At 56.8% G+C, this 26,672-nt stretch carries 27 protein-coding genes and 1 tRNA gene; 16 read left to right on the forward strand and 12 right to left on the reverse strand.

Annotated elements, in window-relative coordinates; translation table 11 throughout:
* Positions 1 to 32: 32 nt before the first annotated feature.
* From rbcL to BP758_RS04190, 6 genes are all read left to right on the forward strand, one after another.
* On the forward strand, positions 33 to 1,325 hold the full coding sequence (gene rbcL / locus BP758_RS04165; protein ID WP_292368994.1) for a type III ribulose-bisphosphate carboxylase: 1,293 nt from the start codon (positions 33 to 35) through the stop codon (positions 1,323 to 1,325).
* A gap of 302 nt (positions 1,326 to 1,627) precedes the next feature.
* Complete coding sequence (locus BP758_RS04170; RefSeq protein ID WP_292368996.1) at positions 1,628 to 2,035, forward strand: type IV pilin N-terminal domain-containing protein; 408 nt, start codon at positions 1,628 to 1,630, stop codon at positions 2,033 to 2,035.
* A gap of 133 nt (positions 2,036 to 2,168) precedes the next feature.
* Positions 2,169 to 2,681, forward strand: a complete 513-nt coding sequence (locus BP758_RS04175; protein ID WP_292368999.1) for a hypothetical protein — start codon at positions 2,169 to 2,171, stop codon at positions 2,679 to 2,681.
* A 185-nt stretch (positions 2,682 to 2,866) separates the two neighbouring features.
* Complete coding sequence (locus BP758_RS04180) at positions 2,867 to 3,268, forward strand: hypothetical protein (protein ID WP_292369000.1); 402 nt, start codon at positions 2,867 to 2,869, stop codon at positions 3,266 to 3,268.
* Between the two features lie 507 nt (positions 3,269 to 3,775).
* Positions 3,776 to 4,516, forward strand: a complete 741-nt coding sequence (locus tag BP758_RS04185) for a heparan-alpha-glucosaminide N-acetyltransferase (protein WP_292369002.1) — start codon at positions 3,776 to 3,778, stop codon at positions 4,514 to 4,516.
* Positions 4,517 to 4,832: 316 nt separating this feature from the next.
* Entirely contained in the window at positions 4,833 to 6,425 is a 1,593-nt protein-coding gene (locus BP758_RS04190; protein ID WP_292369004.1) for an FMN-binding glutamate synthase family protein, read from the forward strand.
* 96 nt (positions 6,426 to 6,521) lie between these two features.
* On the opposite strand, the gene BP758_RS04195 is transcribed toward BP758_RS04190, so the two are convergent.
* From BP758_RS04195 to BP758_RS04215, 5 genes are all read right to left on the reverse strand, one after another.
* A complete protein-coding gene (locus BP758_RS04195) occupies positions 6,522 to 7,670 on the reverse strand; it encodes a hypothetical protein (RefSeq protein WP_292369006.1) in 1,149 nt (382 codons plus the stop codon).
* A gap of 409 nt (positions 7,671 to 8,079) precedes the next feature.
* Positions 8,080 to 8,409: a P-II family nitrogen regulator gene (locus BP758_RS04200; protein ID WP_292369008.1), complete on the reverse strand. Its 330-nt coding sequence runs from the start codon at positions 8,407 to 8,409 to the stop codon at positions 8,080 to 8,082.
* A gap of 20 nt (positions 8,410 to 8,429) precedes the next feature.
* Positions 8,430 to 9,638 carry an ammonium transporter gene (locus tag BP758_RS04205; protein WP_292369010.1) on the reverse strand — a complete coding sequence of 403 codons (1,209 nt, stop codon included), beginning with the start codon at positions 9,636 to 9,638 and terminating at the stop codon, positions 8,430 to 8,432.
* Between the two features lie 444 nt (positions 9,639 to 10,082).
* Positions 10,083 to 11,279: an ammonium transporter gene (locus BP758_RS04210; RefSeq protein ID WP_292369012.1), complete on the reverse strand. Its 1,197-nt coding sequence runs from the start codon at positions 11,277 to 11,279 to the stop codon at positions 10,083 to 10,085.
* A gap of 162 nt (positions 11,280 to 11,441) precedes the next feature.
* Positions 11,442 to 12,767, reverse strand: a complete 1,326-nt coding sequence (locus BP758_RS04215) for a glutamine synthetase family protein (protein ID WP_292369015.1) — start codon at positions 12,765 to 12,767, stop codon at positions 11,442 to 11,444.
* A 145-nt stretch (positions 12,768 to 12,912) separates the two neighbouring features.
* Here BP758_RS04215 and BP758_RS04220 point away from each other — a divergent pair, with 145 nt between their 5' ends.
* The 6 genes from BP758_RS04220 (at position 12,913) to BP758_RS04245 (ending at position 18,467) form a co-directional block, all read left to right on the forward strand.
* Positions 12,913 to 13,962: a class II glutamine amidotransferase gene (locus BP758_RS04220; protein ID WP_292369017.1), complete on the forward strand. Its 1,050-nt coding sequence runs from the start codon at positions 12,913 to 12,915 to the stop codon at positions 13,960 to 13,962.
* Positions 13,959 to 15,473 carry a glutamate synthase-related protein gene (locus tag BP758_RS04225; RefSeq protein WP_292369019.1) on the forward strand — a complete coding sequence of 505 codons (1,515 nt, stop codon included), beginning with the start codon at positions 13,959 to 13,961 and terminating at the stop codon, positions 15,471 to 15,473. Before BP758_RS04220 ends, BP758_RS04225 begins: the two co-directional genes overlap by 4 nt.
* A gap of 4 nt (positions 15,474 to 15,477) precedes the next feature.
* Positions 15,478 to 16,221 (forward strand): hypothetical protein, encoded by a 744-nt coding sequence (locus BP758_RS04230; protein ID WP_292369021.1) that lies wholly within the window; start codon positions 15,478 to 15,480, stop codon positions 16,219 to 16,221.
* A 5-nt stretch (positions 16,222 to 16,226) separates the two neighbouring features.
* Positions 16,227 to 17,249, forward strand: a complete 1,023-nt coding sequence (locus BP758_RS04235) for a Coenzyme F420 hydrogenase/dehydrogenase, beta subunit C-terminal domain (protein WP_292369964.1) — start codon at positions 16,227 to 16,229, stop codon at positions 17,247 to 17,249.
* 67 nt (positions 17,250 to 17,316) lie between these two features.
* Positions 17,317 to 17,925, forward strand: coding sequence for a hypothetical protein (locus BP758_RS04240; RefSeq protein WP_292369025.1), 609 nt, complete (start codon positions 17,317 to 17,319; stop codon positions 17,923 to 17,925).
* A 203-nt stretch (positions 17,926 to 18,128) separates the two neighbouring features.
* Positions 18,129 to 18,467, forward strand: coding sequence for a P-II family nitrogen regulator (locus BP758_RS04245; RefSeq protein WP_292369027.1), 339 nt, complete (start codon positions 18,129 to 18,131; stop codon positions 18,465 to 18,467).
* Positions 18,468 to 18,577: 110 nt separating this feature from the next.
* Here BP758_RS04245 and BP758_RS04250 read toward each other — a convergent pair whose 3' ends face one another.
* The 3 genes from BP758_RS04250 to thpR all read right to left on the reverse strand — a co-directional run bounded on the left by BP758_RS04250 (position 18,578) and on the right by thpR (position 20,789).
* Entirely contained in the window at positions 18,578 to 18,742 is a 165-nt protein-coding gene (locus tag BP758_RS04250; RefSeq protein WP_292369029.1) for a hypothetical protein, read from the reverse strand.
* A 131-nt stretch (positions 18,743 to 18,873) separates the two neighbouring features.
* Positions 18,874 to 20,256: a CCA tRNA nucleotidyltransferase gene (gene cca, locus BP758_RS04255; RefSeq protein ID WP_292369031.1), complete on the reverse strand. Its 1,383-nt coding sequence runs from the start codon at positions 20,254 to 20,256 to the stop codon at positions 18,874 to 18,876.
* Positions 20,250 to 20,789 carry an RNA 2',3'-cyclic phosphodiesterase gene (gene thpR / locus BP758_RS04260; RefSeq protein ID WP_292369033.1) on the reverse strand — a complete coding sequence of 180 codons (540 nt, stop codon included), beginning with the start codon at positions 20,787 to 20,789 and terminating at the stop codon, positions 20,250 to 20,252. The genes cca and thpR overlap by 7 nt, the downstream gene beginning before the upstream one ends.
* A gap of 135 nt (positions 20,790 to 20,924) precedes the next feature.
* Between thpR and BP758_RS04265 the strand changes: the two genes are divergently transcribed.
* The 3 genes from BP758_RS04265 to BP758_RS04275 are packed head-to-tail and all read left to right on the forward strand — an operon-like array spanning position 20,925 to position 24,171.
* Positions 20,925 to 21,194: a glutaredoxin family protein gene (locus tag BP758_RS04265; RefSeq protein WP_292369035.1), complete on the forward strand. Its 270-nt coding sequence runs from the start codon at positions 20,925 to 20,927 to the stop codon at positions 21,192 to 21,194.
* The gene (nrdD, locus tag BP758_RS04270) at positions 21,194 to 23,380 is read left to right on the forward strand and encodes an anaerobic ribonucleoside-triphosphate reductase (protein ID WP_292369036.1); all 2,187 of its coding nucleotides are present in this window, start codon (positions 21,194 to 21,196) and stop codon (positions 23,378 to 23,380) included. Before BP758_RS04265 ends, nrdD begins: the two co-directional genes overlap by 1 nt.
* 47 nt (positions 23,381 to 23,427) lie before the next feature.
* On the forward strand, positions 23,428 to 24,171 hold the full coding sequence (locus tag BP758_RS04275; RefSeq protein ID WP_292369037.1) for a hypothetical protein: 744 nt from the start codon (positions 23,428 to 23,430) through the stop codon (positions 24,169 to 24,171).
* Positions 24,172 to 24,280: 109 nt separating this feature from the next.
* Here BP758_RS04275 and BP758_RS04280 read toward each other — a convergent pair whose 3' ends face one another.
* Both BP758_RS04280 and BP758_RS04285 read right to left on the reverse strand, forming a co-directional pair.
* Complete coding sequence (locus BP758_RS04280; RefSeq protein ID WP_292369039.1) at positions 24,281 to 24,703, reverse strand: hypothetical protein; 423 nt, start codon at positions 24,701 to 24,703, stop codon at positions 24,281 to 24,283.
* Positions 24,704 to 24,710: 7 nt separating this feature from the next.
* Positions 24,711 to 25,331 carry an ArsR family transcriptional regulator gene (locus BP758_RS04285; RefSeq protein WP_292369041.1) on the reverse strand — a complete coding sequence of 207 codons (621 nt, stop codon included), beginning with the start codon at positions 25,329 to 25,331 and terminating at the stop codon, positions 24,711 to 24,713.
* Between the two features lie 151 nt (positions 25,332 to 25,482).
* On the opposite strand from BP758_RS04285, the gene BP758_RS04290 reads away from it, so the two are divergent.
* Positions 25,483 to 25,698, forward strand: a complete 216-nt coding sequence (locus tag BP758_RS04290) for a KTSC domain-containing protein (protein ID WP_292369043.1) — start codon at positions 25,483 to 25,485, stop codon at positions 25,696 to 25,698.
* Between the two features lie 54 nt (positions 25,699 to 25,752).
* Here the strand turns inward: BP758_RS04290 and BP758_RS04295 are convergent, their stop codons facing one another.
* Both BP758_RS04295 and BP758_RS04300 read right to left on the reverse strand, forming a co-directional pair.
* Positions 25,753 to 26,373, reverse strand: coding sequence for a superoxide dismutase (locus BP758_RS04295; RefSeq protein ID WP_292369045.1), 621 nt, complete (start codon positions 26,371 to 26,373; stop codon positions 25,753 to 25,755).
* Positions 26,374 to 26,590: 217 nt separating this feature from the next.
* A tRNA-OTHER gene (locus BP758_RS04300) sits at positions 26,591 to 26,662 on the reverse strand.
* Between the last annotated feature and the right edge of the window lie 10 nt (positions 26,663 to 26,672).

The raw sequence follows: 26,672 nt of genomic DNA on the forward strand, positions 1-26,672 counted from the left end.
AGACGGCAATTCGTCAAAAGGGGCGTTAAATTATGGCAATTGACTGGTACAACGAGTTTGTCGATACGAATTACGAACCGGCAAAGGACGATCTCGTCTGTCTCTTTTATTTTGAGCCGGCAGAAGGGATCTCGGACAAGGAAGCCGCAGGCCGGATCGCATCCGAAAGTTCGACCGGAACCTGGACAACGCTTGCCACGCTCCCGCCCCGTATGAAGAAACTCGAGGCAAAAGCGTTCGATTTCGACGGGCACTTTGTAAAAGTTGCCTACCCGCTCGCACTCTGGGAGGAAGGAAATGCCGTGCAGCTGATGAGCGGGATCGCGGGAAACATCTTCGGCATGAAGGCGCTCAAAAACCTGCGCCTCATCGATGCAACCCTCCCGTCGGCATACCTTAAGGGTTTCAGGGGGCCGCATTTCGGTATGGACGGGATCCGGAAGATGATGAAGATCCGCGGCCGGCCGCTGACCGGGGCAGTGCCAAAACCCAAGATCGGGTTCTCCGCAAAGGAGCATGCGGAGGTAGGGTACGAGACCTGGATGGGCGGATTCGATTTTGTCAAGGACGACGAGAACCTGACATCGACCTCGTTTAACCGGTTCGAGGACCGGGTGAAGTTCATGACAAAGCTCCGCGACAAAGCGGAGAATGAGACCGGCGAGAAGAAATCCGCGTTTTTGAATATCTCTGCCGATATCGACACGATGAAAGAGCGGGCCGATATGCTCGCGGACTATGGCTGGAACTATGCGATGATCGATGTCGTGGTGGCGGGTACCGCCGGCGTGATGACGATGCGGGACTACTGCTCGGATCTCGGCCTTGCGATCCATGCCCACCGTGCATTCCACTCGGCCTTTGACCGGAACAAGAAGCACGGGATGACGATGTACTTCCTTGCAAAACTCATGCGTCTCATTGGGGTCTCCCAGATCCATACGGGAACTGCGGTGGGCAAACTCACCGGGACAAAGACCGAGTCGCTCCTCCTTGCCGACCTGCTGCGGGAAAAGAAGATCGCAGAAGTCCCGCACCAGTGCCTTGCGCAGGACTGGGGTTCGATTAAAACTGCGTTCCCGGTCTCCTCGGGAGGGCTCCACCCGGGCCTCGTGCCGGATGTGCTCGATATCTACGGGACAGACCTCGTGCTGCTCGTCTCGGGCGGAATCCACGGCCACCCGAAAGGGACCCGGGCCGGGGCAAAGGCAACGATGCAGGCGATCGAGGCATGGCAGGACGGGATTACGCTGGACGAGAAAGCGAAAAAGGCAAAAGAGCTCAAAGAGGCTCTCGCAAAGTGGGGCTACTATAAGCCGAAGTGATCTTTCCTTTTTTTGTTTTTTTCTGAACTCTGTACCTGCACGGTACGCATAATACCCGGGATCATCGGTTCAACAGGAGAATCTTGCGGGTTTTTCTTGAATTTTTTTAAAAAGCTACTATAATATACGATAAATTCCCTGTCGGTCCCCGTGTCTGCCCATTTGTACAGGGCCACATTCACCGGGATTACCCGCATATACCCGAAAGATCGAATGGCAGGATTTAAATATTAAAGTAAGTGAATAGTTTGACTGTACATTGTCATATCCACCGTGGATATGTAGTTGGAGTGATTCTGAAAATGGCATTCACCAAAAAGAATGAAGAAGCAGTATCGCCGGTCATCGGAGTTATCCTGATGGTCGCGATCACCGTTATCCTCGCAGCAGTCATTGCTGCGTTCGTGTTCGGCATGGCAGGTAACATCCAGAAGACCAAGGTCGTTGCGGCAACTGCATCGCGCCTGAACAGCACAGCAGTTACCCTTACCTACCAGGGCGGCCAGGATGCAAACACATTAACAAATATTTCATGGTCCGTTAACGGAGCAGTAGCAAGTCCTGTATGGACTGCAACTCCCGCAGGTGCCTCATTGGATGTTGGACACTCTGGATCAATTTCCGCAGGCAGCCCGGGAACGGCCCATATCATTGGTGTTGCAACCTTCACCGACGGATCGACCCAGGTTATCTACGATAACACACTCTAACCTTTTTTATTTTTTTACCGGTATCTTTCCGGACTCACCGCACGAAGGGGAGAATTAACGGAGCAGCCTCGATGCCCGGATATTCACGGCAAATCCGATACCCTCATATCCCGACCGGTACAGTAATTACCCCATGGATTATGCGCATGATTCCCGCCTGCCCGTGCTGGTTCAGTCGGCCCTGTTTTTTATCCCGGTCAATATCTATGTAATCGGCGACTGGCTCGCCCGCGGCCTGCAATGGAGTACGTTCCGGTACCAGCAGAGCGACATGGGATCCAGTCTCATTGGTTTTTCAAAAGATCTCACGTACCTTCAGGAAAATATCCTGAAAGGGAGCAGCGCCCTTGCAGCGGAGTGCAACCTCGTTGCATCAGCTCTGATGATCCTCACATTTTTCATTCTCGTCTTTGCACTTACAGACAAACCGGGATGCTGGATAAAATACGGGGCGCTGTGTTCGATCTGCGGGGGAATTTTTTTCCTGGCAGCGGATATCGTCCAGTACGGTATTTTTCTTAACGGAGCCTCGGGATTTGTCATCCCCATAGGTGTTCCCATCATCCTTGTTGCCGGCATCTGGATGTACCGGACGGATTTTAAAAATTCCGGCACCGGGGGATCTGCTGAGGCAGTCACAAAATAAAACGAACAACCGGGTGACAGGCCCTGCTGCTTCAGATAAACGAATCGAAGCAGATTATTCCTGACAGGACCAGGTATTTTTTTACTTTTTTCTGCCGGAGCCGGGATTTTTTTTATAGGTCTTTTGTCGTACCGTCAGCCTCCCGACCACAAACACTTCAACCCATTGCCTCCAAACCGGCCCGTATGACCCGGGGGCAGAAGCCGGTAGCGATGATTGGCGAAGCCAAAAAATTCGCAGAGCAGATGGGGTACCGCTGGCAGGAGAACACACAAGCTGATCTTGGGTACGACCTCTTCATCTTCAAACCGGAGACAGCCTGTATTGTCCGGGTCCGGCAGACCCGGTACCGGATCGATCCGGAAAATTGCTACGAAGACCTGTTACACGACGATCTGCGTGTAATGAGGGGACTGCCCTTCCCGCACTGGTTCCCAAAAGAGATCTGGATCCGCACGCAGCACGAGCGGAACTGGCGCCGGCTCCGGGTGTACAAGGAGATCGTGTCCGAGATCGAATGGTGGCAGCCGGACGGGTACACCAATCCCTATGCCAGGCAGGCCCCCTATACGAAAAGAGGGGAGTAGCCGGACATACGGTCCCCTGAGATCGTTTCTCCGACGTAAGACACTCCCGGGCCGGATCAGGCCCTGGAAGTTCCAGTGGAAATGGTGCCAATCCACTCCACGATTTTTGTTTTATTTAGGTATTTTTTGAAATAAACCGATTATAGGGAAAATTGACCGTGCAATTTAGCAGCGTTCTTTTGGCCGCGAAAAACCGGATGTCTCACTGGCCAGAAAGAGATCCGGTGAGGCTGGAAACCGCATTACGAGCCGAAAATAAGGGGGGTCTTTTCCCGGGGAAAATGCACCTGTTTTTACCGGAAATGTTACGTGATCTCAGGTTCCGTGCCTTACGGGAGCGTCCTGCGGGCATCCGGGTAACGGGATCATCCCCGCCGCCACGTTAATCCGGAAACGGACCCCCCGGAGGAGACCGATACCGGAGTATTTCATATGCCGGATTTCCACCGGAATTACCGGGCCTCCCCAAATACATATCAGAACCCGGACGCGAATATACCGGCACGCATGAGCGGCAGTTCGCGGTTCCCCGAGATCGATCTTCTCCGGGGCATTGCTATCGTGATGATGGTGATCTTCCATTCGGTCTTTGACTGTTCGTTCTTCCGGATCGCTCCCGTTGTGGTCGATACCGGGTTCTGGCGGTACTTTGCCTATGCCACTGCCTCGCTCTTCCTCCTGGTGGCCGGCATCTCGCTTGCAATCAGCCACGCCCGCTCAGCACGCCATCTCTCGGGCTGGCCGCTCACCAGGAAATTCCTGATCCGCGGCGCCGGCATCTTTGCCTGCGGACTTCTTGTTACCATAGCGACCTGGTGGTACCTGCAGGAGGGATTCGTTATCTTCGGCATCCTGCACCTGATCGGGGTCTCGATCATGCTCTCGCCGCTCTTTTTCCGGTTCCGGAAATGGAACGCAGCGATCGGGATCGTTTTTATTCTTCTCGGCTGGTTCCTTGCCACTATCCCCGGCCCGGCGGCCCTGCTCGTCTTTGGTATCCACCCGCTCGCGTTCTGGAGCGTGGACTATACCCCGATCTTCCCCTGGATGGGCCTGGTCCTGATCGGCATGGCCATCGGTGAGTTTGCCTATCCCGATGGGGAACGGGCGTGGACAATGCCCCGGCTCCCGGACCGGGCAGTCTCGCTGCTTGCGTTCCTGGGCCGGCACTCGCTCGTGATTTATCTCGTGCACCAGCCGCTGATCCTCCTCGTGTTGTATCTTGTAACCGGCGCGCCGGTCTTCTAAAGCGCACCGGCAGGTACCGGTCCCGGGCGGGAACCACACGGGATCCGGATCGATCGTTTTTCTCCTCATTTTCCAAATTTTGGATCATTTTTTCGAAAAAAATGCAGGGAACTCCAGCAAAAATGCAGGAAAAATGTTGAAAAAACCTGACATTTCACAATAAAATAAGAGCGTTTATAAAGAACGGCAGGAAAATTCCTCTTGTTTGAGCACTGTTCTCAAACCGTTTCAGGGTCACGATTCCTGCACCCGATTCAGGCGGTGCACGCGGGTCCTCTTACGAACATATCCACTCACGTTTGTGAGGAGTGAATTCATGAGCAATTTACGACAACCCAATGCAAACGAGGCAACGGGTACGGTCAACCGCTCGCGGAACGTTGTTCCGTGTTCCGGTATCTGTACCCGCTGCATGGACGGCTGCAAGGGCAGTTGCGAGATCTGGCTTTCGTCATTCAGGGGCAGGGAGGTTCTCTATCCCGGCCCGTTTGGCGCGATCACCGCAGGTGCCGACAAGAACTATCCCGTCGATTACTCCCACCTCAACATCCAGGGCTATGCCGTGGGGGCACGCGGGCTTCCCAAAGGAACAAATGCCAGTCCCGATACAGCGGTCTTCTCAACCGTGGATACCGAGACCGAGTACGGATGGGACAAGAAAGTAAAGATGAAACTCCCGATCTTTACCGGGGCGCTCGGATCCACGGAGATCGCACGGGCCAACTGGGAACACTTCGCGGTCGGCGCTGCCATCTCCGGCATCACGCTCGTCTGCGGGGAAAATGTCTGCGGGATCGACCCGGGCCTCAAACGCGACAAGAACGGCAAGGTCACGCTCTCGCCCGAGATGGACCGCCGGATCACCACCTACCAGAAATTCCAGAAGGGCTACGGGGAAATTCTCGTCCAGATGAATGTCGAAGACACCCGGCTTGGAACCGCGGAGTACGTCTCGGCAAAACACAACCTGGACACCATCGAGCTCAAGTGGGGCCAGGGTGCAAAATGCATCGGCGGCGAAATCAAGGTCACCTCGCTCGAACGGGCCATCGAGTTAAAAAAACGGGGCTACATTGTCCTCCCGGACCCGACATTAAAGGAGAACCAGGCCGCATTTAAGGCCGGCGCAATACGGGAATTCGAGCGCCACTCCCGGCTCGGTTTTGTCACAAAAGAGGGGTTCCTCGAAGAGATCGACCGGCTCCGCGATATCGGTTTTAAGCGCGTGACGCTCAAGACCGGCGCGTACTCCATGGTCGAGCTCGCAATGGCGCTGCGCTACTGCTCCGAAGCAAAGATCGACCTGTTGACCATCGATGGCGCACCCGGCGGGACCGGCATGAGCCCGTGGCCGATGATGAACGAATGGGGCATCCCGACCTTCTACCTCCAGTCGCTCACCTACGAATTCTGCCAGAAACTGGAGAAGAAAGGGATGCGGGTCCCGGACCTCGCCATGGCCGGCGGGTTCTCGGACGAACCCGGCGTGTTCAAGGCCCTTGCGATGGGCAGCCCGTACTTCAAGGCAGTCTGCATGGGCAGGGGACTTATGATCCCCGGCATGGTGGGCAAGAATATCGAGAAGTGGCTTGCCGCCGGCGACCTGCCCAAGTCGGTCTCCCGGTACGGCAGCACCAAAGAAGAGATCTTTGTCTGCTACGAGGAACTCAAGGAAAAATACGGCGCAAAGATCGCGCAGATCCCGATGGGCGCCGTGGGCATCTACACCTATGCGCAGAAGTTTAAGACCGGTCTCCAGCAGATCATGGCAGGCAGCCGTAACTTCCGGCTCTCGACCATGTCCCGCGGGGACGTAATGGCTTTGACCGAAGAGGCCTCCGAGATCTCGGGGATCCCGTACGTCATGGAAGCCCGGTACGACGAGGCGATGGCCGCACTGCTCGACTGAAATTATAAAACAGGATACGTCCCGGCATTCCCTGGTTGGACGGGGAGTGCCCCTTTTTTTATGCCCGGGGTTTGCACAACCTCATCCGGGGTTTTCTTACGTTTTATCCGGTTCCTTTTCTGAAAAGGTCTTGAGGATATCTAACGAGATCTTTGTCCCAAGCGATGGCTGGAGGGACTCGATCCACAGGAAAAACCCTACCCGCGAGGGGGTCGGCCGTTCGAACCGGAAATGGCCGTCCTTTGTCTGGATCATCTTGAGGAACTCACGTTTCTGCCGGGACCGGAGATAGATGATCAGTTCGTAACCGGGAAGGTCCATGGCAATGATCGCTTTCGAGTAGTACTGGAAAAATTCCGCAAACGGGACGCGTTTTCCCTTGACCACGAGTCCGTAGTCATCGCAGACCGCCTTGATGGCATGCGGGTAGAGCGCCCCGTACAGGATCTTTTTCACGATCGCCTCGGTCTCGGTTTGCGGCGCCATGCCCGGCTTTTGCTGCCCGCGCGTGATCCCGGCGAAGATCCGGGCCCGGTACTCGTCGTGGCATTTCCGGTAATCGATCGGGTGTTTGATCGGAATGTCGGTCGCTCTTATCAGCTTCGGGTGGTTGGTGGGTTTCGTGTACAGGATCCGGGGACGGTAATGCTTCACGAGGCCTTTGAGCTCTTCACAGGAGCTCGTGTGGATGATCGCATTGTCGGGATCTTTACTCAGCCGTTTTACCACGGAATAGTTGGAGATGTCGATGGACGAGATCAACAGGAAGGGAACGTGCTCCTGGCCGTAGAGGTACCCGAGCAGCCGTTTTTTGAATGCGATCTCGATCTCGAACTCTTTTAGATCGGCCGGGGAGGTGACGACCTCGCCAAAGGACACGTTGTTATTGGAATCGACAAGAATGAGATCGAACTCGGCAAGATCCTGCCCGTTGCCGCGGAACGTGATGTCCCCGTATTTTGAATAGAAGACGCCGTTCTGGCCGAGCCGCGCCTGGGCGCCGGCCCGTGGGGCATCGGCGCCTTTCCGGGCAATGTACTTTATCCGGTCGGTCTTCTGCGAGATGTCGAGGAACATCTCGTACACGATCGCCTCGAACCAGCGCCCTTCTGCCGTACGCATGGGCTCGATATCAGGGGAGAAGAGTTTTTTCCGTTCGAGCGTGTTCATGTGCCGCGTGGCATTGAGCGCGATGGCAGCAGAGGGCCTGAAATTCTTAAAATTCGCTTTCAGCCACGGGATCATGATTGTTACTTTATGGGTTTGGCGCCATGGTAAATAACAATCTGCATTAAATCCTCCGACCGGATCCTGTCCCGGGAGCGGTAAAGTAATTCTCCGTGAGGGGGATGCTTTTTTCACCCGGTTTTATCCTTTGGCATGGCCCGAAGAGGTATAACGGGCTAAAACCGGTAATTTTTTTTTAGAGCGCGAAAGGACGCCCGGGCAGCCATGCCCGGACCAACCGGGCAACCCGGATCAGATCCTCGGTAAGAGATGAGAAAACCGTCGCATGCGTTTGACCGGAAATACTACCGGTTCTTTTAAAAAAAAAACAGACGGGGTGGGTGTGGAGATCCCAAGCCCCGTGAACATGAGTCTGCTGCATTTTGTTGGACGTATGGGTTATTGTGGTTTTACGGTTCCTGTTTTTTTAGGATTCCACATCACCGGTCCTGATCCGTATGGATTTCTCGACCGGCACAATGAAGATCTTGCCGTCGCCGATCTTGCCGGTCCGTGCGGCACCCGTAAGTGTTGCAACCAGGTCGTCGACCGCACTGTCGCGGATTACGATCTCGAGCTTGACCTTGGGCAGGAGGTCGACCGTCATCTTTCCGCCGCGGTATTCGAGCGAGATCCCTTTCTGCTCGCCGCGACCCTTGACTTCCGTGATGGTCATGCCGACATAGCCTTTGTCTTCAAGCGCTTTTTTTACGAACTCGAACCGTTCCGGTTTGATAATTGCTGTAACCATTTTCATTTTTATCACCCGGAAAAATATCAGGCCCTCTCACCATGCTGTGAGATGTCGAGCCCGACATATTCCTCTTCCTCGCTCACCCGCAGGCCCATCGTTTTGTCCACGATGACTGCGAGGATATATGTGACCACAAAGGCGTAGATTACCGCCGCTCCTGCACCGACAATCTGGGCGGTGAACTGGTGGACATTGCCTTCAATCAGGCCCGATGCACCGTTCACTGCTGCAGAGGCAAAGATACCGGTTGCGATTGCACCCCAGAGACCTCCCATGCCGTGGACTGCCCACGCATCAAGGCTCTCATCGATGCCCTTGCCCTGACGCCAGAGCATGATACCGTAGCACATTGCACCTGCAACTGCACCGATCAGGATCGATGCCGGTACTGTTACGAACCCGGCTGCGGGCGTGATAGCCACAAGGCCCGCCACTGCGCCGGACACGAACCCAAGGGAACTCGGCTTGCCGCCGTGTGCCCAGGAGACGAGCATCCAGACGATTGCTGCGGTTGCCGTTGCCGTGTTCGTGGTGACGAACGCCTGGACTGCGAGGCCGTTTGCTGCGACCGCACTGCCTGCGTTAAACCCGAACCAGCCAAACCAGAGCAGGACCGCACCGAGGATGGACCACGGGATATTGGCCGGCTCCATGGCGTACTTGCCAAATCCTACACGTTTACCAATCACCAGGGCGAGTGCCAGTGCGGCAAACCCTGAACTGATATGGACGACCGTGCCGCCGGCGAAATCGATTGCGCCGAACTGGGATGTCCAGCCGCCTCCCCAGACCCAGTGGGCGAGCGGGTCATAGACAATCGTTGTCCAGAGCAGGGCAAAGACAAGGTATGCGCTGAACTTGATACGCTCTGCAAACCCTGACGTGACGATTGCCATCGTGACCGTGGCAAACACCAGCTGGAACACCATGTAGAGCATTCCGGGGATGATCTGGCTGTACGGCCCGGGGTCGTTCATGCTGACACCGTTTAAGCCCAGGTACTGCAGGTTGCCGATAAAGCCGCCTACATCGGGCCCGAATGCCAGACTGTACCCGATCAGCACCCACTGGACACTCACGAGTGCGAATGCCACAAATGAGAGCGTGATCATGTCGATGAAGTTTTTCTTCCGTACAAGACCGCCGTAGAAGAACCCGACTCCCGGCGTCATGATCATGACAAGCGCCGTTGAGGCGAGCACCCATGCAATTGCTCCAGAATCCATTACCATTCCATTCACCTGATGTAAACGTTTCTGATTTTATGCACCAGCCCATATATTTTTTTAGCAATACGGGCAGGTACGGGAATCTTCCCATGAGACTGCCCAAAAAGGCAGCAAAGACCAGTGAGCAGTCCCGGATAGGAAGTCCGGTCCCCGAGAGAGTTGGCCTTTGCGCTTCTTGGACAAGGGAGATTCGCTGGTGGAGTTTTGTGATTCGCTAAGATTGTAGGAAGGAAATTCTATTCCTACACTTATAAACATTGTTATTTTACCCCTCCCCTGCACCCGTACAGAAAGCGTATATGCGGCCCACCAGTGCCGGTGTAAAAACGCGCAGAGAAACGAAGATCCCAAAACCAAGAGACAAAAACCGGGCAACGACCCGGGACAGATCGCACGTGCAGATGCGCACGGGAAACAGAAAGATTCCAGAGAAAAGAAAAACGGGGATTATGCCCGTTCGCCGTACTGGCAGATATCGAGACCCACGTACTCTTCATCGGCCGTGACGCGGAGTCCCAGGGTGCGATCGATCGCCCAGGCAACAATGTACGTGACAACAAAGGCATAGACGAGCGCGGCAAACGCCCCGATTGTATTTGCCACCATCTGGTGTACGTTCCCTTCAAAGAGACCCGTGAACCCGGCCACTGCTGCTGCCGCAAAAAGACCGGTGGCAAGCGTTCCCCACAGGCCGCTCATGCCGTGGATTGCCCACGCATCGAGGCTCTCGTCCAGCTGTCGGCGGATCCGCCAGAGCATCATCACAAAACTGAGCACGCCGGCAACCGCGCCAATGAGGATTGCCGTAAGCGGCGTCACGAACCCGGCGGCCGGCGTAATAGCGACCATGCCGGCAATTGCCCCGCTCACCATCCCCAGAGAACTGGGCTTGCCATTATACCAGCTGGCAAACATCCAGGCAAGCGCACCGGCCGCGGCGGCAGTGTTCGTGTTGACAAACGCGGTAACGGCACTTGCATTTACCGCAAGGGCGCTCCCCGCGTTAAACCCGAACCAGCCGAACCAGAGCAGTGCGGCGCCGAGAAGCGCAATGGGAATATTGTGAGGCTCCATCGAATATTCCCCAAAGCCGGCCCGTTTCCCGATCACCATCGCAAGCGCAAGCGCGGCAAACCCGGAACAGATCTCGACCACCGTTCCCCCGGCAAAATCGATCATGCCCATCTGCTGCGCCCAGCCGCCGCCCCATGCCCAGTGGGCAATCGGGCAGTACACGACCGTCACCCAGACAAGCACGAACAGAATGAACGACGAAAGCCGGATCCGTTCCGCAACTGCCGAAGTGACGATCGTGATCGTTACTGCCGCAAAGAAGAGCTGGAAGACCATGAAGATGAGCGGCGGGTATGCCGCACTGCCGGCATCCGCACTCACTCCCGAGAGTCCCATGTACTGGAGGTTCCCGATGAAACCGCCCACATCCGGCCCGAACGCAAGCGAGTATCCAAAGAGGATCCACTGGATGCTCACGAGCGAGAGCACGATGAACGACAATGCGATCATCGAGATAAAGTTCTTCTTCCTGACAAGACCGCCATAAAAGAACCCGACGCCCGGGGTCATCAGCATGACAAGAAGTGCCGAGACCATGAGCCAGGTAGTAACACCGGTATCCAGAGCCATAATATTCTCCTGTAACTGTGATGCAGGGATCCGATCCCTGTTTTTTGCTTCCTGCTCCTGCCTGCCCGCAGGCAGCATACGCGGAGCCTGACGTAAAGGCGCAGTTACCGGATGAAAAGTCCAGCCTGTTCCTGGAGGATTAATTAAAAAATTTTAGGGAAATTAGTAGGTCGCGAGGTAGCGGTCCAGTTCCCACGGGTGAACCGTGAGACGGAACGCATCGGTCTCGGCCTCTGCAATGTTTGTTAAGGTTTCGAGGATGTGCGGACCGAGCACATCGCAGAGCACCTGATCCTTTAACAGGTACTGGTGCGCTTCTGCAAGACTGCCGGGCAGCATATCGATCTTCATCTTCTTCCTCTCTTTGGGAGTGAGGTGGTAGATGTTGGTGTTGGTCGAGTCCGGCGGCATGATCTTGTTTTTCACGCCATCGAGACCGGCCGCGAGCATGCAGGCGAACGTGAGGTACGGGTTGCACATCGGGTCCGGGCTGCGGAACTCGGCACGGGTGCTGTTGCCCCGGGCTGCCGGCACCCGGATGAGCGCGGACCGGTTCGTGGTGCTCCACGAGATATAACAGGGTGCTTCGTAACCGGGCACGAGGCGGCGGTACGAGTTGATGGTCGGGTTTGCAACCCGGGTGATGGCCTTTGCGTGCTTTAAGAGACCGCCGATGTAGTAGAGAGCGGTGTCGGAGAGGCCGTCTTTTGCATTTGCATCGAAGAACGCATTCTTGCCGTTCTTTGCAAGCGAGCCGTGGGTGTGCATGCCGCTGCCGTTAATCTTTGCGATCGGCTTTGCCATGAAGGACGCATGCAGGCCGTACTTGAGCGCAATGGCCTTTGTCGCAAACTTAAAGGTCATGACCCGGTCTGCGGTCGTAAGTGCATCTGCATACTTGAAGTCGATCTCGTGCTGGCTCTCGGCAACTTCGTGGTGGGACATCTCGATCTCAAATCCCATCGAGCTTAACGCGAGCACAATGTCGCGGCGCACGTCTTCGGCCTTGTCCTGCGGGGCGAGATCGAAGTAACAGCCCTGGTCCACGAACTGCGTGGTCGGCTTGCCGTCCACCATGTTGAAGAGGAAGAATTCCAGTTCCGGGCCGGTGTTGAAGGTGTAGCCCATCTTCGATGCGGTTGCCATGGCCTTTTCGAGCACATAGCGGGGATCGCCTTCGAACGGCTTGTTCCCGTACGTGTACACATCGCACATGAACCGGGCAACCCGTCCTTCCTGCGGCCGCCAGGGGAGGACCGCATACGATGCCGGGTCGGGCTTTAAGAGCATATCGGACTCTTCGATCCGGGTAAATCCTTCGATCGAAGATCCGTCAAACCAGATCCCGTCGGTTAAGGCTTTTTCCGCCTGGACCACCGGGATTGCCGCATTTTTGGGCATACCGGGGACATCGGTGAACTGAAGCCGGATAAACTGAACCTTATCGGCCTCGATTTTCTTCAGCAACTTGGATACGTCCGCAGACATAATGGAAATTAATTTCCAACCAATCAGATTTATATCTTCTGAACAAACGTTCTAGGAGAGAATGTACTATCCAGAAATGCCGGAACGATTACATTCAATTCTGCGAAGCATTCACTAGTATAGGATATCCCGATTGTGATGGAAAATGTGCGGAATCATTGGTGTCATTGACAAACGCCGCCAGCTCATGGACGGCAGTAAGATACGAGAATCCCTTGCCTTAATGGACGAGCGGGGAAGCGGCGAAGGCGCCGGGTACGCAGCCTACGGCATTTACCCGGAGTTTGCCGATGCCTACGCCCTCCACGTCTTCTTCGATAATGTACGGGAGAACAAACCGGCGCTCGTCCAGGAACTGGAAAAGTGGGGACGGATCGTCCATGACGAACCGATCCCGATCTACGAAGCCGGGATCAAAAAGGTCCACACACCCTGGCGGTTTTTCTTTAAGCCGGATGTTACCAAAGCCCAGGAGTCCCATACCAGCGCCGACGACATTGTCATGCGCCTCGTCATGAATACCAATTCCGCACGAAAAGGAAGCCTCATCTTCTCATCGGGAAAGAACATGGGGGTTTTCAAGGCTTCCGGCTGGCCCGAAGAAGTCGCAAACCTCTACCGCATCCAGGATTACAAAGGCTACCTCTGGCTCGCCCACAACCGGTACCCCACGAACACATCAGGATGGTGGGGCGGGGCGCATCCATTTAACCTCCTTGACTGGAGCGTTGTCCATAACGGCGAGATCACTTCGTACGGGACGAACCGGCGCTATATCGAGAGCTACGGGTACGACTGCACGATGTATACCGACACCGAAGTCGTGGCGTATCTCGTGGACCTGCTGGTACGCAAACACGGTCTCTCCGAGAAACTGGCGGTAAAAGCCCTTGCCCCGCCGTTCTGGGACGAGATCGATGCAATGCCGGCAAAGGAGCAGGAGCTCAACCGTGCGCTCCGGCTCACCTACGGCCCGGCGCTCATGAACGGGCCGTTTGCCATCTGCGTTGCAACTGCCGACACCCTGATCGGGTTTACCGACCGGATCAAGCTCCGCCCGCTGGTTACCGGGGAACACAACGACCGGCTCTATATTTCGAGCGAAGAGGCAGCAATCCGGCGCATCGAGCCGGAGATCGAGGACGTCCGCATGCCAAAAGCCGGCGAGCCCGTGATCGGGAGGGTCATCGCATGAGCATCGGCAGCGTCCCTCTCCGGTTCAAGGTCGAGATCGATCCCGAGCGGTGCATGAAGTGCGGCAGGTGCGTGGAGAACTGTTCGTACGGTGTTTTCCGGAAAGAAAGCGACAACATCGTGGTCGCGAACTCACGGGCCTGCGTTGCCTGCCACCGCTGCCTTGCCTTCTGCCCCCGCGATGCGATCGACATCTACGAGAAACCTACCGATTACCGGACCCACCCGGTCTGGACCCGCGAGGTCCGGGAAGCGGTCTTTAACCAGGCAAAGACCGGGCGGATCATCGTTGCCGGGATGGGGAACGTGCTGCCCTACCCGTCGATCTTCGACCGGCTCGTACTCGATGCCTGCCAGGTGACAAACCCGTCCATCGATCCCCTGCGCGAGCCCATGGAGCTGCGGACGTACATCGGGAAAAAACCCGCAGCGCTCTCGGTAAAGGAAAAACCAAACGGCGATGCGGAGCTCTTAACAAAACTCGCCCCGAACCTGAAGCTCGAAACGCCGATCATGATCGGCCACATGAGTTACGGTGCGATCAGCCTCAATGCCCAGACGGCCTTGGCAAAGGCAGTCACAAAGATGGGCACGTTCCTCGGGACCGGGGAAGGCGGCCTGCACGAGTCGCTCTACCCGTACCAGGACCACATGATCGTCCAGGTTGCAAGCGGACGGTTCGGCGTTGACATCAACTACCTCGAACGCGGGGCCGCCATCGAGATCAAGATCGGCCAGGGCGCAAAGCCGGGTATCGGCGGCCATTTGCCGGGCGAAAAGGTCTGCGCAGATGTCTCCTGCACCCGGATGATCCCGGAAGGGAGCGATGCGATCAGCCCGGCACCGCACCACGATATCTACAGTATCGAGGACTTAAAACAGCTCGTGCACAGCCTCAAGGAAGCAACCGAGTGGAAGAAACCGGTCTTTGTCAAGATCGCGGCCGTGCACAACTCTGCCGCGATTGCCGCAGGTATTGCCCGCTCGGGCGCCGACGCGGTCGTCATCGACGGATTCCGGGGCGGCACCGGTGCAGCACCCCGGGTCTTCCGCGACCACGTGGGCATCCCGGTCGAAGCCGCGGTTGCAAGCGTTGACGCAAAGCTGCGCAAGCAGGGTGTCCGTAACGAAGTTTCGATCATTGCAAGCGGCGGCATCCGGCAGAGCGCAGATATCGCGAAGATCATCTGCCTTGGCGCCGATGCCGTATACATCGGTACCTCCGCGCTCGTTGCCATGGGCTGCCGGGTCTGCGGTACCTGCAACCGGGGCACCTGCGCCTGGGGCATTGCAACCCAGCGCCCCGAGCTCACAAAGAGACTCGACCCGGAGACCAACGCGGTGCAGGTTGCAAACCTGATCCATGCGTGGACGGATGAGATCGCCGAGCTCATGGGAGCGGCCGGTATCAACAGTATCGAGAGCCTGCGGGGCAACCGCGACCGGCTCAGGGGCTATATGCTTGACGAGGGACTGCTCAATGTCCTCGATGTCAAGACGGTGGGGGCGTAAAACAATGGCAGCACTCCGCATCGATGCGAAAAACCTGCACTACACCCCGCTCAACCAGCAGATCAGAAAAGCGGTCTGTGACGGCGTAAAAGAGATCGTGATTGACAATGTGCTCGGTCAGCGGTTCATAGCAGACGGCCTCCGGGGCGACGATGTAACCATCACCGTAAACGGCGTCCCGGGCGGCGACCTTGCCATGTTCATGAGCGGCCCGACCGTGATCGTCCATGGCAACGCTGACCATGCCCCGGGGAACACCATGAACCAGGGCAAGGTGATCATCTTCGGCAGCACCGGTGACGCGACCGCACACTCCATGCGGGGCGGCCGGGTCTATGTCCGCGACAGCATCGGGTACCGGGGCGGCATCCACATGAAGCAGTACAAGGAGAAGCGCCCGATCCTTGTGGTGGGTGGCTCGGCCCGGGCGTTCCTCGGCGAGTACATGGCCGGCGGCCTTTTGATTGTGCTCGGCCTAAACGGCCAGGTCCCGGTTGCGGAACGCGGCGTCGGGAGCGGCATCCATGGCGGCGAGATCTATGTCCGCGGCGAGGTAGAAGCAAAATACCTCGGGGTCGGTTCAAAGCAGCTGCCGGCAACGGCAGAACAGATGGAAATGATCCGGCCCATTATCGAGGACTTCGCAAAGTCCTTCGGCCTTGACCCGGCACCGCTTTTAAAAGAAAAATACTCGCGGATCGCGGCGGCAAGCGCACGGCCGTTTGCCAACAAGTATACCCCGGAGTGAGAATGATGGCAGCAAAAACTTACCAGGATCTGAAAACCGAGGTCTGGGATACCGGGAAATGCTCGGGATGCGGCGCATGCGTCGCGGTCTGCCCGGCCGACGCGCTCTCCTTTGCTGAAGGGGAGATGGTAGTAAGCCCGAAGAGCAACGGCTACTGCAAACAGGTGACCGATGGTGTCCCCTGCGGTGCCTGTTATGCGGCATGTCCAAGGACTGCCGATCAGCCGCACGAGACGCTCGGGAAGTATCTCGAACTGCTCACCGCAAAGGCGACCTTTGAGGTCCCGCACCGGCAGAGTGGCGGTGCGGTCACGGCAATCCTTACAAACGCCCTCGATAGTGGCCTGATCGATGCCGTAGTCACGGTGACCGAGGACCGCTGGACGCTCAAGCCCTCATCGGCGGTAATCACAAAATCGGAAGTGCTCGTCACAGAAGCCGGCAGCCGGTACAGCTGGTGGGTGCCGCTCCTTGCAGCGCTCAAAGAGGCCGTAGTGATCCGGAAGTACACGAAGATCGCAGTTATTGGAGTCCCCTGCGCCGTGCAGGCCGCGGCCCGGATCCGGGCAAGCGAGTACGATCTCCTCCGCCCGTACGGGAATGCGATCCGCCTTGTCGTTGGCCTCTTCTGTACCGAGACCTTCGATTATGCCGGCCTTGTGCACGGGAAACTTGAAAAGAAGTACAAACTCGCACCGCATGAGATCAAGAAACTGGATGTCAAGGGCAAGCTGGTCATCCTTAAAGAGGACGGCACGATCCTCGATGTGCCGCTCGCGGATCTCGAAGACGCGATCCGGCCCGGCTGCCATATCTGCACGGACTTCTCCTCGATTGAGGCCGATCTCTCCGCAGGTGCGGTCGGGAGCCCGGCCGGGTCGACCACGCTCATTGTGCGGAATGCCACCGGGAAAGGATTCGTGGAGAGCGCAGTCCGGAACGGGAAACTCTCCGTTGCAGCCGGTGCCGATACCGCCGCGATCGAGAAACTGGCAGCAGCAAAAATCAAAAAGAATTCCCGGAAATAATTTCCTTTTTTTTTAATACGTTTCACAATAATTATCCGCACACGATGCGTATCACCCGGTGAAGATTATGAATAGTTTATCGCTGTTTACCGCATTCGTGCCGTGGATTGCCTTTGCTCTTATTGCACAGGCACCGCTGGGGAATCCGGGCTTAAGCCTGATCTTAGCGTTTGTGATTGCGATTGTACTTGCCCTCGCAACAAGTTACCACCAGCTGGTCAAGGGGTATATCCTTGCCATCGTATCGCTCGCATTTTTTGCCGTATTCTTTACTCTGATCATCGGCCTTGGCCAGTATTACCTGGCAAATTACATTGCCGTGCTCTCGATGCTGCTTTTAACCGTCGTCAGCTGGGGCACCATCGCCTTCCACTTCCCCTTTACCCTCCAGTATTCCCGCGAAGGGGTCGAACCCGAGCGCGTCAAAAGCGCCCCGTTTATGAAAGTCAATTACATCATCACCGCGGTGTGGGCCCTTGCTTTCACGCTGGGTTTTGTCATCAACGTTTTTCTGCTGGTCTACCCGGTCCAGGGTTCTATTTTCTGGGACAACGTGCAGTGGGTCTTCATGATAATCGCAATTGTCTTTACTATCTGGTACCCGGCGTATGTCCACAAGGAGCGGGCCATTGAAGCCATGATGAGGTACCGGCCCGATCTTCTGAAAAAAGCGTAAATATTTTTTCCTTTTTTTCATGCACTGCTCTTTTCCCGGGGCCTCTTTTTGCAAGAAGCCCTGTGAAATGCCTTACCCACCACTCTTGTTTTTTTTTAAGAGTCCCGAATTCTTTTAAAGGAAGCCTTCCTCATTCTATATTATCGGAAAAATCCGGGCGCGGGCGGAGAAAAGCCCGTTCCTTCCCGGAAAGGTGACCTACCATGAAGATGATAAAGGCAATGATACGCCCCGAGAAGTTCGAGGCAGTCAAGACGGCACTGGATACGGCCGGCTTTGGAGCGATGACCGTGTTTGATGTCGAAGGGCGGGGCGTCCAGAAAGGCATCAAGCAGCAGTACCGGGGGGCCGAATATATCACCGACCTTATCCCGAAACGCCAGATCGAGATCGTGGTCTCCGATGAGTCCGCAGAAAAGGTGATCGAGGTCGTCAAGACCGCCGCGTATACCGGTAAAATCGGCGACGGCCAGATCTTTGTCTTACCGGTCGAGGACTCGATCCGGGTCCGGACCGGGGAACGGGGCAACAGCGGGATCTAAAAAAGTCCCTCTCTTTTTCGTACAACTCTTATACGGGCAGTTTATCTCCCACAGGGTTTTTACCGGCACGGACCGGGTATTCCCGGAAATAAAAAAGAAAAAAATACGAATTACTCTGCGTTGGGTGCCGTCCAGACAGGACAGCCCTTGTGCGCGAGCCTGAAGATCTTCGGTTCCGAGAGCGGGGAGCAGCCGGTGTATCCGCAGCGGGGCATAAGCAGATCGGTCTGCGGGATAAAACCGCCGCAGGTTTCACATCTGTTGAACTGTGTCATGGTTCTCATCCTTGGTAAGAAAAACCGGATTCCTCCGGTTGTTCCAGATAATGTTAACCAAACATAGTATAGATTTTTCTATGTTAATCGGGTCTTTTTTACGGAGCGGATCCGGCCACAAAATAATCTGGTTACTGCCCTTTCCGGCTCCGCACGAACGGCGAGCACCGGGCAAAGAACCCGGCAATAAAGCCGGCAAAAGCCTCGTCCCAGCAGTCCGCACCTTCGAGCACGCACCAGTCCTTCTCAAGCGATGCCCGGATGTGCCGGCCCACGCCCACATTCAGGAGCTCCTTTGAGGTGAGGAGATCGGCAGCCGACCGGTACTCCCGCGGGACTTCCATCACGTACCGGCCGTTCTCCACGAACGGGCCGGGCAGGACTGCATCCCGGTACTTTTCCCGGAACTTCTCCGCGTTTACCTTGTTCCAGAGCGGCGGGCCCTCGTGGCGCCGGATTGGCGGGAGCTCGTCGGTTAAGAGCTCGAAGAGCAGCATGCAGCGTTCCGTTCCCATCTCGTAGTGGGCGTGGTGCACCACAAAACCGTTCCGGGCGAGCAGATCGCTCACCGCCCCGGTGCTGCGCCGGAGCTGCGGCACCACGATCTCGTCAATAAACGGCGGGGTCGCAAACGTGACCGCGTACAGGGACGTGCCCCGCGAGGCAAGGATTGCGGCAAGCTCGTCCCTGCTCACCGGGATAATCTTCGGCAGTTCGAAGAACGCTTCGGACGGCGCCTCGCGGTAGCCCCGGGCAAGCTCCACGAACTCCGCCATCCGGTCGATCGACACCGCTGCCGCCACATTGCGCCGGGGATCGACCGGGTCGATCACTACGAGCGGCTCGGAGAACTCCTTTGCCCCGTGATGTTCGATATCGATCTTCTGGTGCGGGCCCCAGCCGGATGCCGCTTCGAGCAGCGCAGAAAATCCGCCATAGTGGAGGATTAAGAGTTCGCAGAGGTAGCCCGAGAACCCCTCAGTCATCTGGTCGGAGCCGTAGATCCCCCCGGCCTTTGCGAACCGCTTTAAGAGCAGCACGTCGTCGGTAAAACCATTGATCTTGTCCGTAATGTACCGGGTATGGAACGGCGTCCGGTCCACCGCGCTCTGGATATGGGCAGCGCTTTTCACGTTATAGCAGGGCACGAGATCCACATCGATCCCGTCGATCGTCGCGTTGATGTACGGGTGCTCCGCGTACTTCTCGCACAGCGTGTCCGTGAACTGCCGGGCAATGCCCCGGGCAAGGGCGAGGCCCTCCTTTTCGAGCGTCTCGCGGGGGAGGTCCGGGGAAAAGAGCATGAACACATCGAGGTCGCGGTCGCCTTTTACCCACGTGTCCCGGGCAATCGACCCGACCACCATCCCTTCCGCCTTCCCGTCAGCGGCAATCGCGGCGAGCAGCCGGTCCGCCACGCCCCGGATATATGCCCGCTCCTCCGCGGACGGCCGGAGCTGTTCTTTTAGGATCTTCTCTTCGAGCGGGAGCCGGGAGGCGGTTCCGCTCACCATGCCACCTCGTGCAGGTCCTCGTATACCGGCCCGCGGGGCGAAAGCGTGCTCTTCTTGAGTTTCAGGCCCGAGACCGTGCAGCTGCCGCAGGGGGCATCCTTTATCCCTTCGAGGCAGCGGAGCAGTGAGGGATCCGCGATTTTTACCCGGGCGAGCGTTGCGTGGGGAAAGAACTGCCGGGTCTCGCGGGGAAACCCGAGCGGGGCAAGAACGGTTTCTACAGCGCCAAAGACATTCCGTCCCTTCCCGGCATCGTCGATTGCGCACCAGACCGTGTGCGGGTTTTTGAAGTTATTGACCGTGACCCGGTTCCCCGTGACCGGGAACGGCGCAGCCTTCACGGTGTCAAGGGCGCGGATAACGAGCGGGAGCTTTTTTTCGTCCACCTCGCCAAGGAATTTTACCGTGATGTGGATGAGCGGCGGATCGACAAACGCGAGACGTGCGGTGCTCTTTTTGAGCCCGGCCTGCGCCGCTGCCAGAAGCTCCCGCATCTCTTCAGAGATCTCGAATGCCACAAACGCCCTGACCATTACGGGTACGTTTTGGACACGACACGTTAAAAGGGTGCCCGCCCGGCCGCGCCCATCTATGCAATGCAGATGTATTAAACCATGATTTTTTTATCCCTCCACTGCGTACGTCCTAGATAAGAGAGGGTGCTTTTTATGACGAAACCGGTTGAACTGATCGTGTACTCGCTTCCGACCTGCCCGCACTGCGAAATGTTAAAGAAAGCCATAAAAAAGGGCGGCTATGCATATTCCGAACGCGACCTTTCGACCGCGGAGGCCCTCACCGAGCTCCGGGTCAACGGCGTCTTTGTCAACGAGGCGCCCGTCCTTCAGCGGGGCGAGGAGTTCTATACCACCGCAGAGCTCTTCCCGACCGGCGACCTTAACGAGAAGAAACTCTTGGAAATCCTTTCGGGTGCCTGATGACCCCGCAGCGGCAGACCCGCCAGCTGACCTTCGACGGCAGCTTCTCGCCCGCCCTGCCCCCGGTCCGCACCACGGACGGCCATATTGTTGACTGGGACCGGAACCGGATCGCCGGCCAAATCAAGACCGAGACAAAACTTGCCGAGGCATTCTACGGGTACGAGGGCGCAGACGATGCAACCGCGCAGGAGATCGCCCGCGAGGTAGAAGAGCGCATCCTTGCCCTTGGCTTAAAATCCCTCTCGGGCCCGCTCATCCGGGAGATCACGAACATCACGCTTTTGGAAAAAGGCATGGTTCAGTACCGGAACATCTGCACCCGGGTGGGTACGCCGGTCTATGACGCCCACCAGATCGACGTGGGCCGGGGCTTCGAGGCGCACGACAATGCAAACCTCCAGGAGAACGCCGAGACCAGCCACAAGAAAAAGGCGGACAAGATCTCCAAGGAACAGTACCTACTCCAGCTCCCGCCGGAACTTGCCGACCACCACCTCTGCGGCGAGATGCACATCCACGACCTCGAATATTTCGGGACGCGCCCCTTCTGCCAGGACTGGGACCTGCGCTACTTCTTCTACTACGGCCTGATGCCGGACGGGAACGGGACAAAGGCCTCGGTTGCCGGCCCGGCAAAACGGGCGGAGGTCGCGGTCCTCCACGCGGTAAAGGCGCTCGGGAGCGCCCAGACCAACTTTGCCGGCGGACAGGGCTACTATAACTTCCTCACGTTCCTTGCGCCCTTCATGGAGGGCATGGAGTACGGCGAGATCAAGCAGAACATGCAGATGTTCGTGTACGAGATGACGCAGATGATGGTTGCCCGGGGCGGCCAGCTCGTCTTCTCTTCCGTCCAGCTCTCGCCGGGCGTTCCCACGCTCTGGCAGGACAAGCCCTGCGTGTACAAAGGAAAGGTCTGGGACGGGAAACAGGCACCTTTGAAGACCTACGGCCAGTTCGAGCGCGAGGTCCGGCTGCTCTTTAAGGCGCTCATGGAGGTCATGATCGAGGGTGACTACTGGGGCAAGCCGTTCAATTTCCCCAAACCCGAGATTTCTATCGAGCCGGACTTCATGCAGGAGCGCGAGGAGTTCAACAAGGCCCACCCGGACCTCCCGACCTTCCGCGACCTGTACCTCATGACCTTCGAGCTCGCCTCCAAGTTCGGGACGCCCTACTACGACAACCAGCTCCCGGCGTACCGCGGGGCGGGCAAGGGCATCTCCTGCTACCAGTGCTGCGCGTACCAGTTCTCGGCAGTTGCTGACGAGGACTCGGACTTTGACAAGAAACTCTTCTTTGAAGGCGGCAAGCACTTCTCGATGGGCTCGTGGCAGGTGGTCTCGGTCAACTGCCCGCGGGCGGCCTACAAGGCGGAAGGAAACGACGAACGTCTCTTTGCCGAACTCCGCTCCCTCATGGATGTGGCAGTCGAGATCTTCAAGATCAAGCGCCGCTGGATGAACAATATCCGGGCAAACGGGCGGATGCCCTTTGCCATGCAGCGGCCAAAAGACCCGAACACCGGCGAGCGCGGGGCGATTGCGGTCGATCTCGAAGGGCTCGTGTACACGATCGGCGTGGTCGGTGTAAACGAGATGGTCCAGCACCACCTGGGCCAGCAGACCCACGAGTCAAAGGCTGCCTTTAAGCTCGCCATCCGGGCCATGACCGAGATGGAACTCTATGCGAGAAAACTCTCGGAGAAGAACCACATGACGCTCGCGCTTGCCCGGACCCCGGCCGAGACCACCGGCCAGCGCTTTGCGGTCGCCGATCTCATCGACAAGCGCTACCACGACATGGCGGCAAAGGTGGCAAAGGGCGATATCGGGTACACGCTCGACCACCTCGGGAAATCCCGCGACCTCCCGGTCTATTACACGAACGGCACCCATGTTGCGCCGGGCGCAGACGTCCCCTTGACCAAACGCATGGAGATCGAGCATGTCTTCTTCCCCATCGTAGACGGCGGGAACATCTTCCATATCTGGCTCGGCGAGGCCCGGCCCGACCCCCGCGGCCTCATGGACATGGCCATGAACCTCTGCCGGAACACGCAGATCGGGTACTTCGCGTTCACCCGTGACCTCACGGTCTCGCTCCGGCAGTTCCACGAGTACAAGCCCGATAAAAAAGCGATCGGCCAGCTGTCCAAATCCGACATCCCGGCCCGGGCCTGAACCATTTTTTACCAGGTTTAATATTTTGGAAGGGGCCCGGATACGCTATGAACACCCTCCGGTTTGCGGTACCGGTAATCCTCTGCCTGCTTGCCGCAGCTCTTGTTACTGCCGGCTGCACGGCACCGCCCGCGGGTTCTCCCGCTAAAGACACCCCGATGACCAATACCGCCTGTGTCACGGCGACCCGGGTCCCGGACGTACCACCGGTTTTTCCGACCGTTTCGCCAGAGCCCGCTGCCCGGTTCCCCGATGCCCGGGCCCCCGGGGAGATGGTGGCATTTGGTTCCGCGGATGTTGCAAGCGAAGCAACGGTGTACCGCTCCTGGCTCAACGATACCTACCAGTGGCACAACACCATGGACAACAACTACTATACCCAGTACCCAAAAAAAGGCAGCCGGTACCTCATCGTCTTTATCAGCATCGTCAACCGGGGAAACACCCGGGTCTGGCCGCCCTCTCCGGCCGCGATCCATCTCTGGTATGACGGGAAGGAATGGCCGCTCGATCCCGATCACGTCCTGCCGGACCAGACAAAGGGGATAAACGACATGACCATCCGGATCGGGGAGATCCAGTATTACCACCAGCTGTACAGCTCGGAACTGGTGACCGATTACGGGTACTCCCACGGGAAAAAACTCAACTTCCTGTACCCGGGTGAGAGCAATGCGCTGGACGGGTACCTGATCTATGTTGTCCCGGCATCGCTTGCGATAAACCAGACCTATGTACAGATCGTCTTTAACGGGAACGATACCGGCGTGTGGAAACTTTCAGGATCCTAGCCTGCCGGCGGGAAGCGATACCGCACCCGGTTAAAAAAATCATGAAACCGGGATCGTCCGGCGGGCCGGGAACTACCAAAAACACGACTTGCAGTCCACGGTAAAAAAATTACCGGAAATCCGGGGGAAGCTTCCGGAGCGTGATGTCCATCACGCCGCGGTGGACCCGGTAGGTGCTGTGGATCACATCGATCCGCTGTTCGAGCGGGATCGTGGTGAACTTTTCATCGACACAGATCTTCACCACGTCCGGCTGGATATCCGCATACGGCGCGTGCTCGGCCGTGACCGGGATCGTGGCGGTGATGTAGATCTCCGTCTCGGACTCCTGTACCTCGTACGGGATGTCGTCCCCGCTGTTTCCTGCACCGCCCGAATAGACCTCGGGGTCCCCGCTAGCGCTGCGGGTTACAATCGTGTACCCGATGATCCGGGCGTTCTCCGCGCCGGGCATGTTCTGCACGATCTCCTCGACGATCTTGGAGATGTTGCCAAACACTTCATCGTAGGGATTGTCGGGATTGTTCTGCATGGACGCCTCAGGTTATGAGTGTAATCCGGTTCTTCGTTCTGGTCACAAGCCCCTTCTCGGTAAACCGCTCGATGACGGGCGCGAGCTCGTTTTCGGAAAGCCCGGTCGCCTCGGCAAGCTCCGGCCCGGTGAGCGGTTCGTGGGAAAGGGCGATTGCTACAGATAACTCTCGCTCGCTTTTGAATAAATCCTTATGGTTGCGGGCAAGATCCGCAAGTTTTGTATCGATGTCGTGGTTGAGCTGTTCGAGGTTTGCCGTGAGCCGGTCATGGGCCTGCACCATCTTAAAGAGCATCGCCACCTCCTGCCGGGTCCGCTCGTCTTCCGCGTCCTTTTCCCGGCGCCTTTCTTCTGCTGCCTCCACGTGCATATTGCGCAGGCTGACATCCACGAGGATATCGTTCTCCAGGTAGTAATATTTCCGCCGGCGGTCGTCGGTCTGGCAGGCAAGGATATCCTCGCGCTCCATGAGCTGGAGGTGCTCGATCACGGCTTTGGGCGAGATCATGAGCGTCTCCGATATCTCGGTGACAAAGCACGGCTTCTGGCGCAGGAGTTCGATGATGCGCCGCCGGTTCCGGTTCCCGAGGATATCGAGAAGGCGGGCGAGTTCTACGAGATCGTCCATAGGTTTACTTAATGTTAGTGCTGCAATCGTATATAGGGCCCTGACCCTGCAGGCCGATCCACCCTACCCGCACCGGCCCGGATTTTCTTGCCGGCATTTTTATAAAAACCATTAACCCCCCGGAGCACTAACATGATAGTGGTGAATAGTTTTGGAGAGACAACCCGTTCAGTCCTGCATCCTGCGCTCCGTTGGATACGATGATACCACAAAAAACATGGAGATCGAATTCCATTCAGGACTCATCTACCAGTACTCGGGTGTCCCCACGAAGGTCCATGACGACCTCATGAAATCAAGCGCGGTCGGGAAATTCTTTGCCGACAAGGTCCGGAGCCGGTTCCGGGCAAAACAGGTAGCACTCTGAAATTTTACTTTTTTTTAACCGTTAAAAAAAGCGGAACGGTACCATACCGCCCCGTCACTTTTTATTATGCGTAATGAACTGCTTGTTTACCTCATCCCAGTTCACAAGGTTCCAGAACGCCTCGATGTACTTTGCCCGGTCGTTCTTGTAGTCCACGTAATACGCGTGCTCCCAGACATCGAGCACAAGCAGGATCCGGAAGCCCGGGTACACATTCACGTTGTGCTTTTCTATCTGGTTGATGAGAAGATGGTGCGTTGTCGTGCTCACTGAAAGCGCAGCCCAGCCCGAACCTTCGACACTGGACGCTGCCTGCGTAAACTCTTTTTTGAACCGCTCGAACGATCCGAACTCCGCATCGATCGCCTTTGCAAGTTCGCCCTTCGGGACGCCGCCCCCGCCTTTCCCGGCCGGGGCAAGGTTCTCCCAGAACGTGGCGTGGAGTTTGTAGCCCCCGATATGGAACGAGAGTTCCTTTAAGGTCGCCTTGATATCGAGGTCGGCCTTGTCCTTCCGTGCCTTGTCCAGTTTCTCGAAGATCGCATTTGCACCGGTCACGTACGCCTGGTGGTGTTTCGTGTGGTGCAGGGTCAGCTGTTCCTTCGAGATATAGGGTTCGAGCGCCGCATAATCGTACGGCAGCTTCGGGAGAGTATACAGTTTGTCGTCAGCCATGACATTTTCACTCCGAAAGAGTATATACACGATACTATTCCCGCACCAGTATATGATGTACTGGATGGCGGCAGGCTGCCGGATAGTATTTGACTGCGAAAGGATCATAAAAATATCGTGATTTCTTAAAAGTCACCGTTGAAAGGGTAAATCTACAAAAAAATGCACATACGTGCCGGAAATTATAAATTAGATAATGTTTATCATAATTATGTAATGCTGGTGCCGGGAATTGAACCCGGGTCTCAAGATTGGGGAGTCCAGAGTACTACCGTTGTACTACACCAGCATGAGTTAAA

This window comes from Methanoregula sp. UBA64, assembly GCF_002502735.1.
Classification (GTDB): Archaea; Halobacteriota; Methanomicrobia; order Methanomicrobiales; family Methanospirillaceae; genus Methanoregula.